The sequence below is a fragment of the Streptomyces sp. NPDC002886 genome (assembly GCF_042888445.1).
GTDB lineage: Bacteria > Actinomycetota > Actinomycetes > Streptomycetales > Streptomycetaceae > Streptomyces.
The window spans coordinates 397,002-409,219 of the sequence record NZ_JBIAPV010000004.1 but is presented as its reverse complement, the minus strand read 5'-3'; the positions used below and the strand labels follow the sequence as shown (position 1 = coordinate 409,219).

Annotated in this window: 8 protein-coding genes; 3 read left to right on the top strand and 5 right to left on the bottom strand. The window is 72.8% G+C overall.

Annotated features, from left to right (window positions below):
* Nucleotides 1–50: 50 nt before the first annotated feature.
* The 4 genes from katG to ACFYYB_RS20175 all read right to left on the bottom strand — a co-directional run bounded on the left by katG (nt 51) and on the right by ACFYYB_RS20175 (nt 6,113).
* Nucleotides 51–2,240 carry a catalase/peroxidase HPI gene (gene katG / locus ACFYYB_RS20190; protein ID WP_389436558.1) on the bottom strand — a complete coding sequence of 730 codons (2,190 nt, stop codon included), beginning with the start codon at nt 2,238–2,240 and terminating at the stop codon, nt 51–53.
* A 137-nt stretch (nt 2,241–2,377) separates the two neighbouring features.
* On the bottom strand, nt 2,378–4,135 hold the full coding sequence (locus ACFYYB_RS20185; protein WP_389437219.1) for a methyltransferase: 1,758 nt from the start codon (nt 4,133–4,135) through the stop codon (nt 2,378–2,380).
* Between the two features lie 210 nt (nt 4,136–4,345).
* A complete protein-coding gene (locus ACFYYB_RS20180; protein WP_389436557.1) occupies nt 4,346–5,560 on the bottom strand; it encodes a 4-hydroxybenzoate 3-monooxygenase in 1,215 nt (404 codons plus the stop codon).
* Nucleotides 5,561–5,690: 130 nt separating this feature from the next.
* A complete protein-coding gene (locus tag ACFYYB_RS20175; protein ID WP_389436556.1) occupies nt 5,691–6,113 on the bottom strand; it encodes a MarR family winged helix-turn-helix transcriptional regulator in 423 nt (140 codons plus the stop codon).
* 202 nt (nt 6,114–6,315) lie between these two features.
* On the opposite strand from ACFYYB_RS20175, the gene eno reads away from it, so the two are divergent.
* The 3 genes from eno (at nt 6,316) to ACFYYB_RS20160 (ending at nt 8,917) form a co-directional block, all read left to right on the top strand.
* On the top strand, nt 6,316–7,632 hold the full coding sequence (gene eno / locus ACFYYB_RS20170; protein ID WP_389436555.1) for a phosphopyruvate hydratase: 1,317 nt from the start codon (nt 6,316–6,318) through the stop codon (nt 7,630–7,632).
* Nucleotides 7,633–7,827: 195 nt separating this feature from the next.
* On the top strand, nt 7,828–8,190 hold the full coding sequence (locus ACFYYB_RS20165; RefSeq protein ID WP_327308566.1) for a transglycosylase family protein: 363 nt from the start codon (nt 7,828–7,830) through the stop codon (nt 8,188–8,190).
* Nucleotides 8,191–8,488: 298 nt separating this feature from the next.
* On the top strand, nt 8,489–8,917 hold the full coding sequence (locus ACFYYB_RS20160) for a hypothetical protein (protein ID WP_389436554.1): 429 nt from the start codon (nt 8,489–8,491) through the stop codon (nt 8,915–8,917).
* Between the two features lie 176 nt (nt 8,918–9,093).
* On the opposite strand, the gene ACFYYB_RS20155 is transcribed toward ACFYYB_RS20160, so the two are convergent.
* Nucleotides 9,094–12,153, bottom strand: coding sequence for an AMP-binding protein (locus ACFYYB_RS20155; protein ID WP_389436553.1), 3,060 nt, complete (start codon nt 12,151–12,153; stop codon nt 9,094–9,096).
* Between the last annotated feature and the right edge of the window lie 65 nt (nt 12,154–12,218).

The following is a 12,218-nucleotide window of genomic DNA, read 5'->3' as shown; positions in this document are numbered from 1 at the left end:
TCGATGTCCGGAACGAGGGCCAGAGGCGCTACGCCATCCGGTACGGGCCCTCAGGCGAGGTCGAACCGGTCGAGGTTCATCACCTTGTCCCACGCCGCCACGAAGTCCCGTACGAGCTCCTCCCCGCCGTCCCGGGACGCGTACACCTCCGCTACTGCCCGGAGCTGGGAGTTCGAACCGAAGACGAGGTCGACCGCGGTCGCGGTCCACTTGACCTCGCCGGTGGAGCGGCTGCGGCCCTCGAAGACGTTCTCGGCCGTGGCCGAGGCCCTCCACTCCGTCCCCATGGCGAGCAGGTTGACGAAGAAGTCGTTGGTCAGGGTTCCCGGCCGGTCGGTCAGGAGCCCGTGCGCGGCGCCCCGGAAACCGGTGTCGAGCGCGCGCATGCCGCCCACCAGAACCGTCAGCTCCGGCACGGTCAGGGTCAGCATGAAGGCGCGGTCCAGGAGGAGGGTCTCGGGCGACAGCTTCTCGCCGGGCCGCAGGTAGTTGCGGAACCCGTCGGCCGCGGGTTCGAGCACGGCGAAGGACGCCACGTCGGTCTGCTCCTGCGAGGCGTCCGTGCGACCCGGTGCGAAGGGGACCGTGACGGCGTGCCCGGCGTTCCCGGCGGCCCGCTCCACGGCCGCGCACCCGCCCAGCACGATCAGGTCGGCGAGGGAGACCCGCACTCCACCGCCTGCGGCGGCGTTGAAATCCTGCCGGATCCGGTCGAGGGTCCGTACGGCCTCCGCCACCTCGGGCAGGTCGTTGACCGCCCAGTCCTTCTGGGGAGCGAGCCGGATCCGGGCCCCGTTGGCCCCGCCCCGCTTGTCGGTGCCGCGGAAGCTCGCCGCCGACGCCCAGGCGGTGGTGACCAGTTGGGGGACGGACAGTCCGGAGGAGAGGATCCGGGCCTTGAGGTCGGCGATCTCCGCGCTGCCGACGAGGGCGTGATCCACGGCGGGTACGGGGTCCTGCCACAGCTGGGGCGCGGGGATCCACGGCCCGAGGTAGCGGGAGAGGGGTCCCATGTCACGGTGCAGCAGCTTGTACCAGGCCTTGGCGAAGGCCTCCGCGAGCTTGCCGGGGTTCTCGTGGAAGCCCTTCGCGATCGGCCCGTAGACCGGATCGAGCTTCAGGGAAAGGTCCGTGGTCAGCATCATGGGAGCGTGCCGCTTCGACGGATCGTGGGCGTCGGGGACGGTGCCCTGGGCCGAGGGGTCAGTCGGGGTCCACTGGCGCGCGCCGGCCGGGCTCGTCGTCAGCTCCCAGTCGTACCGGAACAGGTTGTCCAGGTAGCCGTTGTCCCATCGTGTCGGCTCGGAGGTCCACGCCCCTTCGAGCCCGCTCGTGATCGTGTCGGGACCCGCGCCGGTCCCGGCCGCGTTCTTCCACCCGCAGCCCTGCTGCTCGATCGGCGCGGCCTCCGGCTCCGGACCGATGTACTCGGGGCTGACGGCGCCGTGGCACTTGCCGAAGGTGTGGCCGCCGACGATGAGCGCGACGGTCTCCTCGTCGTTCATCGCCATGCGCGCGAACGTCTCACGGATGTCCTTGGCGGCCGCGATCGGATCCGGGTTTCCGTTGGGACCTTCCGGGTTGACGTAGATGAGTCCCATCTGCACGGCTCCGAAGGGACCGGTGAGTTCCCGGTCACCGCTGTAGCGCTCGTCGCCGAGCCAGGTGTCTTCGGTCCCCCAGAAGATCTCCTCCGGCTCCCAGATGTCCTCGCGCCCGAATGCGAATCCGAACGTTTCGAATCCCATGGATTCCATGGCGCAATTCCCGGCGAAAACCAGAAGATCGGCCCACGAGACCTTACGGCCGTACTTCTGCTTCACCGGCCAGAGCAACCGGCGCGCCTTGTCGAGACTGGCGTTGTCCGGCCAGCTGTTGAGCGGGGCGAAACGCTGTGCGCCCGATCCGCCACCGCCCCGGCCGTCGGCGATGCGGTACGTGCCCGCGGCGTGCCAGCTCATCCGGATGAAGAGGGGACCGTAGTGGCCGTAGTCGGCGGGCCACCAGTCCTGCGAGGCCGTCATCACCTCGAAAACGTCCCGCTTCAGCTCCTCGACGTCGAGGGCCGAGAACGCCTTCGCGTAATCGAAGCCCGCACCGAGCGGATTGGCGCCGGGGGACGGCTGGTGGAGCACTTGGAGGTCCAGCTGGTTCGGCCACCAGTCCCGGTTCGTGCGGGGCCGGGCCGGCCCGGGGGTGGGGGAGGGAATGGCTGGGTTTTCGCTGTCGCTGCCGGACACGTCCGTCCTTCTTCCTTTTCCGATTCGATGCGTCCGTATGGTTTCGCACGGCGAGCCGGAGCGGTGTGAGAACACGCGGAGCGCGATTCTCGAAATGGCCTGATGCGCTCCGCGGGGGAAGGGAAGCCGGGCCTCGGCTACCGGGACCTGCGGGCGTGCAGGACGTACGCCTCCAGGGGGAGGGGGGTGTGGTCGACCAGCTCCAGTCCGGCGTCGGCGAGGAGACGGGCGTAGTGCTCGCGGCGGCGTTCGCGACCGCCGACGTTGCACATCATGTGGAGGTCCCAGGCCGTGGCCAGCGAAGGGGAACCGTCCTCGGGCAGCAGCCGTTCGACGATCAGCAGGTCGGCGTCCGCGGGCATGGCGCGGGCGCAGTGGCCCAGGATCTCCCGGCACCGGTCGTCGTCCCAGTCGTGCAGGATGCGGGAGAGGACGTACACGTCGCCGCTGTGCGGTACGTCGGCGAAGTCGCCGCTGAGGTAGTCGCACCGGGCGCCGCAGCCGGCGGCGTCGAGCGAGCGGCGCGCGGCCTCGACGGCGTGCGGGCGCTCCAGGAGCATGCCCCGCAGCGTCGGGTGCGCGGTCAGGATGCGCCCGAGGAGTTCGCCGTTGCCGCCGGCGACGTCGACGACGGTCCGCGGGGCGGGGGCTTGGGCCGCGGTGGTGATCACGGGGTGGGCGGGGAGCGGTTCGAACATGCGCGAACTGGCCGCCATGGAACGGTCGAAGAGATCGGCGAGTTCGGGGTCGCGTGCGAAGTGGTCGAAGTGGTTCTCGCCGAAGAGGTGGTCGAAGGCGGGGCGTCCGGTCCGTACGGTGTGGTCGAGGGCGGCGAAGGAGCTGTAGAAGGGGCCCGCGTACATCAGGGCCAGGGGGCGCATCGTGTCCGGGGAGTCCGCGCGCAGCAGGGCTCCCAGGGGGGTGAGGCGGAAGCTTTCCTCTTCCTCGGTGGTCTCGGCGGTCTCGGTGTGTGGGGCGTGCGCGGCGCGCTCCGCTGTCACGGCGCCGAGCATCGTGAGGTAGCGCAGGAGCGTGGCGAGGTTCTCGGGTCGGGTGGCGGTGCGCCGGGCGAGTTCCCGGGTCGTGGTGGCCGCGTCCGGGTCCAGGGCGTCGGCAAGGCCCAGGCGGGCGAACGAGGCGAGTGCCTGGGTGGTCCATGCTCCGGTGAGGAGGCGCAGCAGCGCCTCGGCGGGCCGGCCCGCGTCGGGACGCCCCCGCGGGTCCGCGCGGAGGTGGTCCTCCAGGGCGTCCCGGTGGTCGCCGGGCGTGTAGAGCTCCAGGCGGCGGTAGCCGCACGCGCCGGCCGCGGGGGTGGTGAAGTAGAGGACGGTGCCGTCCTCGTGCGGGTTGTACCCGCCGCCGTCGGGGCGGGCGCCGTGGCGGGCGAGCACCGCGCACAGGCCGCGCAGGACCAGCGGGTCCGGGTGCTCCAGTTCGAGGGCCAGGTGCGCCTCGTGGCCCCGGGCGCGTTCGTGCGCCGCGAGCGCTTCCAGATCCGAGTGCGCGGGCACCGTGAGGGCGAATACCTCCACCGCGCGGCTCTCTCCGGCCGGGCCGTGGACGCGGGGCCGCAGGATCCGGACGTCGAGTTCCGCCAGGTCACGGCGGTGGCGCCGGGCGAGCCGTTCCCGTACGACGACGCTGGGCTGGGACGGGGTGTCGACGGCGAGCCCGCAGTCGGCGAGCCGGCGGCGCAGGTCCTGCGGGTCGGTGGGGAAGAGCAGCAGGCCGGCGTGGGCGAAGCGGCAGTGGGGGGCCAGGGACCGCAGTTCGGGTCCGCGCAGACCGGGCAGCAGGAGGGGCAACAGGGTGGCGGTGTCGTGTTCCCGCACGAAGGCGACGGCCGCGCGCAGGCGGGCCGTGTCGTCGGTGGGCATCGTGGCGGGGGGAACCATCGTGGCGTGGGGAAGCATCGTTTCGCCTCGGGGCGGCGATCCGGCGGGGAGCGTCGCTTCGGCGGGGAGGGTCGTCGTCATCGCGGAGGTTCCTCGGGCGGTGCGGGGGCGGATGCTCCGGTGGAGCGGGCATGGTCGATGGACCGGCTGTGCGGGGGCGGGGAGGGGGAGGGGGACGTGGGACGGCGGAGGCCCGGGGAAGGGCGGTGGTCATACGCCGACGTAGTTCTCGGCGAACCAGTCCTGGTGGGCGCGGGAGGTACGCAAGGAGTCGAGGCGGGCACGCCGCAGGGAAGCCTGGAAGAACGATCCGGCTGATTGCTCCGGGCCCGGGATCGCGTGCAGCAGGCCGGTCATCCACTGGGTGAACTCCTGGGCGCGCCAGATGTGCGCCAGGCACTGCGCGGAGTATCGGTCGAGGGCTGCGCCGTCCCCTCCGGCGAGGGTCTCGGCGAGTGCGCCGCCCAAGATCTCCGCCTCCAGCACGGCGAGGTTCGCGCCCTTCGCGGCGGCCGGCGCCGTCAGGCTCGCGGCGTCGCCGGCGAGCAGGAGCGAGCCGTGGCGCAGCGGTTCGACCACATCGCAGGCCAGGTCGACGACCCCGCGCTCGATGATCGGCCCCCTGTGCAGCGGACCGTGTTCCGCGGCGCGCATCCGCAGGTCGAGTTCGTCCCAGATCCGCTCCTCGGACCAGGCGTCGGCGGGGGCGCCGCGCCGGTACTGGAGGTAGTACCGCGTGACCTGCGGGCTACGGGCCATGTGGCCGGCGAAGCCGCGGTCGTGGACGGCGTACCCGACGGCGTCGAGGCTGGGCGGAGCTTCGGCGAGCAGGCCGAGCCAGCTCACTCCGTGGTCGTGGTGGTGGCGGACCGCGTCGGGCGGCAACGAGCGGCGGGACGCTCCGTGGCGGCCGTCGCAGCCGGCGACGTACCGGGCGTCCCATCGCGTGGGGCTGCCGTCCGGCTCCCGGGTGGTGACGTACGGCCGGGGGCCGTCGGCGTCGTGGACGGCCAGTGCCTCGGTCGCGAAGTGGATCCTGCCACCGGCGTCGAGGTAGTGCGCCAAAAGGTCCGTGACCAGGTTCTGCTGCGGGTAGACGGTGTGCTGCTCACCCCGGCCCAGGGAGCCGTAGTCGAGGCGGAAGCTGCCCTCCCCGGTACGGAACTCGCACGTGCCGTGCGTACGGCCGTGCCGGTGCAGCCCCTCGGCGAGGCCGTGCCGGTCGAGGATCCGTACGGTGTTCGGCGCGAGGAAGCCGGCCCGGGCCCGGGTCTGGACGTGCGAGCGGTCGGCGCGTTCGAGAACGACGCAGTCGATCCCGGCGGCGAGGAGGAGGTTGGCGAGCACCAGGCCGGCGGGGCCGGCACCGAGCACGACCACATCGGCCGAGGCGCGTAAGCCTCGACAATTCTGACTCTCTGTCATAGCGCGGGAATCATAAGCACGGAAAAACCCGAGGAAGATCACTAGCCACCCACATGCAGCAATAGGGTGAAAATCATCGGATTCCGCGCTCGCCAACGGCGAGAACGGCACCGGTGGCCGGGATGGCGCGCTAGCGGGTGGCGAGCCGCTCCAGCAGGGCGGCGCTCCGTGCCAGCAACTCCCTTTCCTCATCGGTGAGTTCGGCCTCGATGGCCTGAGCCAGCCAGCCGGCCCTGCGGCCGCGCTCCGATTCGAGTGCGGCCCGCCCCGCGTCCGAGAGCTCGACCAGCGACTTGCGGCCGTCCGTGGGGTGCGCGCGGCGCGTGATCAGCTGCTGCTCCATGAGGAGCCCCACGGCACGGGCCATCGACTGGGGACGCACGCGCTGATCGGCGGCGAGGTCGCTGGTGGTCATGGCGCCGTCGCGGTCGAGTGCGCCGAGCACGGCGACCTGGCCCAGCGGGATGTGGTCCTCGTGTTTGACGCGTCGGGTGAGCTTGCCCATCGCGGTGCGTAGTTCGGCGGCGATGGCGGCGGCTTCCGGGGTGGGCATAGGGCACTTTACCCCGTTGGTCAGCAAACCTGTGCAGCTGACCTGCGCACCTGGCCTGTGCAGTAAGGCTGTGCAGTAAGGCTGTGCAGATTGGCTGTACAGCAAAACTGTGCAGCCTTGCTGTATGGTTTGGCTTGTCGGGCTCAGCGCCAGCGTTGTCGCAGCCGGGGCCGCGGCAACACGACGACGGGGAGGGACTCCCATGTCCGCACAGGCAGTCGGAACCACCGAGATCACCGCCGCCATCATCGAGACCGTGACCGCCCGCCGGATCATCGACAGCCGGGGCAACCCCACGGTCGAGGTCGACGTCGTCCTGGCGGACGGCTCCCTGGGCCGCGCGGCCGTCCCCTCCGGCGCCTCCACCGGCGCCCGGGAGGCCGTGGAACTGCGCGACGGGGACTCCGCGCGCTGGCACGGCAAGGGCGTCGATCAGGCGGTGGCCCACGTCAACGGGGAGATCGCGGCGTCCGTGCGCGGCCGGGACGCGGCGGACCAGGCCGGCCTCGACGCCGCCCTGGTCGCCCTCGACGGCACCGCCACCAAGGCCCGGCTCGGAGCCAACGCCGTGCTCGGCGTCTCCCTCGCCGCCGCGAAGGCCGCCGCGGCGGCCCGCCGCCTGCCCCTCTACCGCTACCTCGGCGGCGCCGACGCGCACCTCCTGCCGCTGCCGATGATGAACATCGTCAACGGCGGAGCCCACGCCGACAACCCGCTGGACTTCCAGGAGTTCATGATCGCGCCCGTGGGCGCGGACACCTTCGCCGAAGCCGTCCGCATGGGCAGCGAGGTCTTCCACACCCTGCGCCGGGATCTGCTGGCCGCCGGTCACTCCACCGGAGTCGGCGACGAGGGCGGGTTCGCGCCCGCGCTGCGTACCGCCGAGGAAGCGCTGGACTTCGTGATGGCCGCCATCGAGCGCACGGGCTACCGCCCCGGCGCGGACGTCGGCCTGATCATGGACCCGGCCTCGTCGGAGTTCTTCCGCGACGGGGTCTACGACTACGCGGGCGAGGGAGTGCGCCGCACGCCCTCCGAGAACGTCGACTACCTGGTCAAGCTCATCGACAGCTACCCGATCCTCTCCATCGAGGACCCGATGGCGGAGAACGACTGGGAGGGCTGGCGCGAGCTGACCGCGCGCGTGGGCGACCGCTGCCAGCTGACGGGCGACGACCTGTTCTGCACCAACGAGACGCTGCTGCGCGAAGGCATCGCCACCGGCGCCGGCAACTCGATCCTGATCAAGGTCAATCAGATCGGCACGCTGACCGAGGCGCTGGCCGCCGTGGCCACGGCCCACCAGGCGGGCTGGACGGCCGTCATGTCCCACCGCTCGGGCGAGACGGAGGACACGACCATCGCGGACCTGGCCGTCGCGACCGGATGCGGTCAGATCAAGACCGGCTCGCTCTCCCGCTCCGACCGCACGGCGAAGTACAACCAGCTGATCCGGATCGAAGAGGAACTGGGCGGCTCGGCACGCTACGCGGGCCGCTCCGCGCTGAGCCGGGGATGAGCGGCCGCCAGGCCGTGAGCGGGGCCGCGCGAGGGTCGTAGGGCGTCCGTTCGGGTGGCGTTGTGCCCTCGCGGGTGGTAAGTGCGCCTGGAAGTTGACCGGTCCGTGCTGTGCTGAGGCCACGGCCCGAGGGGGTCGTACGCGGGCCCGCCCGCTGTTCGCGGCAGGTTCGGCCCCAACAGCGAAGGAGGACTGATGTCGCGCTACCCGAAGGACCGGCGAAGGCGGAGCAGGATCGGTCAACTGCTGCTCTTCGTCATGGTGTTGACGGTTCCGCTCTTGGACGTATCCGGGGCCCATGCCGCCGCGGTGCACTCCAAACAGGGCCCCGACTGGGATGCCATCGCCCGCTGTGAATCCGGCGGGAATTGGCGGGCGAACACCGGCAACGGCCATTACGGCGGACTGCAGTTCACCCAGTCGAGCTGGAAGGCGGCCGGAGGCCGCAAGTACGCACCACGCGCCGACCTCGCCACGAAGTCGGAGCAGATCGCCACGGCGAGGAGGCTCGCCAGGATCCAGGGAATGGGGGCCTGGACCTGCGCGCGCCGTAGATGAGGGGCACGCTCCGACAGGGCCGCTCCACAGCCCCTGTCGGAGCGGCGCGCACGCGACTTCGCGCCGGCCGGGTCGGTGCCGGCGTAGAGGGTCTCCGCGGCGGGTGCGCCTCCCCGCCGACCGTCGGCCGCGCCCCCGGTCTGTGGGTCTGTGAACCATGGCTGACCTGCTGTTTCATCCGGAATGCAACCGGGGTGGGGGTATGTCGTGCGGATGCGGGCCCCGGTGCCCTGTGTCAGCTTGGTACGAGTGGGGGCTGGACCGCGGGGGGCGTCTTCCCCGAAGGGGTGCATCACAGATGAACCGACTTCTCGCCACGGCCGTGAGCACGGCCGCCGCAGCGCTTCTCGTGGCCGGCGGGGCCGCCTCGGCCTTCGCCGCGGCGCCCACCGACGACGCGACCACGAAGCTGTGCAGCAGTCTGACCGAACTCAAGGCCGACAACGCGAAGTTGCGTGCGCTCGACCCGGCGACAGCCACCAAGGACCAGATCAAGGACGCCCACAAGGCCGTCCAGGACGACTGGAAGACCGTCGCCGAGTCCACCGCGCAGTTCAACGCCGCCCAGAAGGACGCGGTCAAGAACGCGACCAATGACGTGAAGAAGACGTACGAGGACCTGCCCGGCGACACCACCGGCGCGGAGGTCCTCGCCAAGCTCACCCCGGACCTGCAAAAGCTCGACGCGGCCGTCGCGAGCGCCCAGACCGGCCTGCAGTGCGGCTGACGCGGGACTGACCTGGGGCTGGAAGCACAGGGCTGACACGGACGCACCGCCGGGCGGACCGGTCGGGGTGCGGGCGGCGCGCGGTAGGGGCGCCCCGCCCGCACCCCGAACGGCCCGCCCGCCTGCCGCACCGGCACCGCCCGCCGGCCGTCCCGGCAGATCGCGGGCCCGTCGGGTCAGCCGCAGGCGGCCGTCAGTGCGGCGGTGAACTCCCCGGCCAGTTGGGTGATCACGGGGAGGTCGAAGGCCAGCGCGTTGTACTGCAGCCAGCACCGCAGGCCTCCGTCCGGCTGCTCGACCACGGTCAGCTCGGGCACGCCCAGGTCCCCGCCCGGCAGCGGCCAGGGCACGGTGCTTCCGCGGGGCAGTTCCCAGGGCGCGCAGGTCAGGCCGGGCAGTTGGGCCGGCGCGGCCCAGGCCTCGTAGCGGAGCCAGGCAGCGAACGGTACGGACGGGCTGAACTCGGCGAACGGGTACAGCTGGTGGTCCAGCGCCTCGCTGTACGTGGTCCGCAGCCGGTCCACCAGTTCGGCGAAGCCGGGCCCCCCGCTCGCGTCCACCCGGAGCAACAGGGACTGTACGAAGCAGCCGACCGTCCGCTCGGAGTCCGGGCTCGGGCGGCCGGGCACCGGGGTCATCACCACCAGGTCGGGACGGCCGCCGCGCCTCGCCAGCAGTGCGGTCCAGGCCGCCGTCACGGCCAGGAAGGGGGTCGCGCCCAGCTCGGCCGCCCTGGCCCGCAGGGCTTCGGTCAGCGGCGCCGGCACCTCGAACTCGTGCGCCTGCGTGAGGACTTCCTCCACCGCCCGGCGGCCGTCGAACTGCTCCAGGGCCTGCGGCGCCCCGGCCAGCGCGGCCGCGAAGTGGGCCCGGGAGGCCGGCCAGTGCGCGTTCGCCCGGTCCACCAACTCCTGGTAGCCCGGACCCGAACGGGCCGGCGGGGCCGACCGGCCGCGCCGCAGCGCTGAGTAGAACACCCCGAGGTCGGCCAGCAGCACACCGACCGACCAGCCGTCGGAGACCATGTGGTGCACGGCGACCAGGACCACGTGGTCGGTCTCCGAGCGGCTCACCACCAGGAGCCGCGCCATCGGGTCGACGGCCAGGTCGGTGAGACGGTCGCGTTCGGCCAGCAGCAGGGCGTCCACCTCCGCGTCCGAGGCCCCCGGGGCGTGGGTCAGGGTGATCCGCACCCGGGGCTCCTCGTCCAGGACCGCCCGCACGACCCCGTCGCCCGCCGCCTCGAACCGGGTCCGCAGCGCCGGATGGCGCCGGACCGCCTCGGTGAGCGCCAGGCCGAGCGTTTCCGGCTCCAGCCGGTCGGTCACCCGGAACAGCGCCGTCACCGCGCCGGCGTCGCGGCCGGGGGCCTCGGCCATCCAGCGGAAGAAGTTCTCCTGCTGCGAGGTGAGTGCGATCGCGTGCGGCTGCGCGCGGAGCGCGGCCAGGTAGGGCGTCACCGTCTCCGTCCCGGCGGACGCGCCGCCGGAGGCGGCCGCACGCCGGTCGGGGTGCTCCACCCATGCGGCCTGGGAGCGCAGCGAAGGCCGCTCGAAGACCATGGCGGTGCCCGCCCGGACCCCGAACTCGGTGCTGATCCCGGCGGCGAGCTGGACCGCCCGGAAGGAGTCGCCGCCAAGCGCGAAGAACTCGGCGGCCACGTCGGTGACCGGCCGTCCGAGGAGCCGCCGCCAGAGCGCCGCCAGCCGAAGTTCCGTCGGGGTGGCCGGGGCGACCGCCGGACCGGTGGGCTCGGCGGGCGCGTCGAACAGGGGGCGGAGCCGGTGCTTGACCACCTTGCCGCTCGGATTCCTGGGCAGGCCGGCGGCGAGCAGGATCCGTACCGGCAGTTCGGGCCTGCTGAGCCGGGCGCTCAGGAACAGCCGCAGCTCGTCCAGGTCCAGCCCGCCGGGCCCGGCCACCACGACCGCCACCGGGACGGAGCCCATCACGGGGTGCGGCAGGCCGAGCGCGGCGGCGTCCGCGACCGCCGGGTGCTCGTACAGCACCTCCTCGATCCGCAGGGTGGAGACCTTCAGCGCGCCGCTCTTGATGACGTCGCTCTCCCGGTCGACCAAGTACAGGTAGCCGTCCGCGTCGAGGCGGCCGACATCGCCCATCCGCACCCAGCCGTCCCGGAACACCTTCGCGCCGTCCCCGGCGGGACCCAGGTAGCCGCGGGGCGGTCCGGGCTGGCGCAGCCAGACCTCGCCGACCTGACCGGCGGGCAGCGCGCGTCCGTCCGCGTCGAGGATCCGGAGGTCCCGGGGGTCGGAGGGGCGGCCCAGCGAACCGGGGCGGCGGGTGTCGACGACGGTGGAGATCTGTGCGGGCGAGGCCTCGGCCGAGGTGTAGGTGTTGACCAGCGTCGCGCCCGGCAGCGCCGCGGCCAGCGCGGCCGCCACCGGCACGGGCAGCGCGGCGGCGGAGGAGTTGACCAGGAGCAGACTGCTCAAGTCGTACCGGCCGGCGGTGCCCGCGTTGATCAGTTCGATCGCCATGGAAGGCACCAGGAAGGCGGTGCCGACCCCGAACTTCTCGACCGCGATGCCGAATTGGTCCGCGTCGAAGCGCGGCAGGCTGAGCGTGGTGGGCGCGGCCGTCAGCGCGCCCAGCAGCATCACCTGGCCCGCGTTGGTCCCGATCGGGAAGGCGTGCAGGGCGTGCCGCGAGTGCGCGTAGGCGCGGCGGCGGGGGCGGACGGCCAGACCGGCGGTGAGGTTTCCGTGCGCGGCGAGGACGCCCTTGGGCGCGCCGGTGGTGCCGGAGGTGCCGATCACCTGGGCCGGGTCGGCCGGGCCGACCCGGTGCGGCGGGCCGGCCGGCGGCTCGGGGTGCGCCGCCAGCAGGGTGTCCAGGTCCAGCTCGGTCAGTCCCGGGACGGTGGCCGGTTCGCCGTCCCGCAGGACCGTACCGGCTCCGGCCAGCGCGGCCAGGGCGGCGGCATCGGCCCCGGACAGGTCCTCGCGGACCGGGACGGGCACCCCGCCCGCGTACTGGACGGCGAGGAAGCCCACGGCGTACCGCTCCCAGCGCGCGTTGGCGAACCGCAGCAGCACCCGGTCGCCCGGTCCGATCCCGGCGGCGGCCAGCCCGACGGCGGCGCGCAGCGCCTCCTCGCGCCAGCGGCGGTAGCTCAGTTCCCCGCCGCCGACGACCTGCAGGGCCACGTCGTCGGGATGTTCGGCGGCCCGGGCGTCGAGGAGCTCCGGGACGGTCGTCGCGGTGGGCGGCACGGTGGTGGCGATGGCGGTCTCCGGTGCTGTTCGGTGGGAGGTCCGGTCAGCAGGGTCGAGCCCTG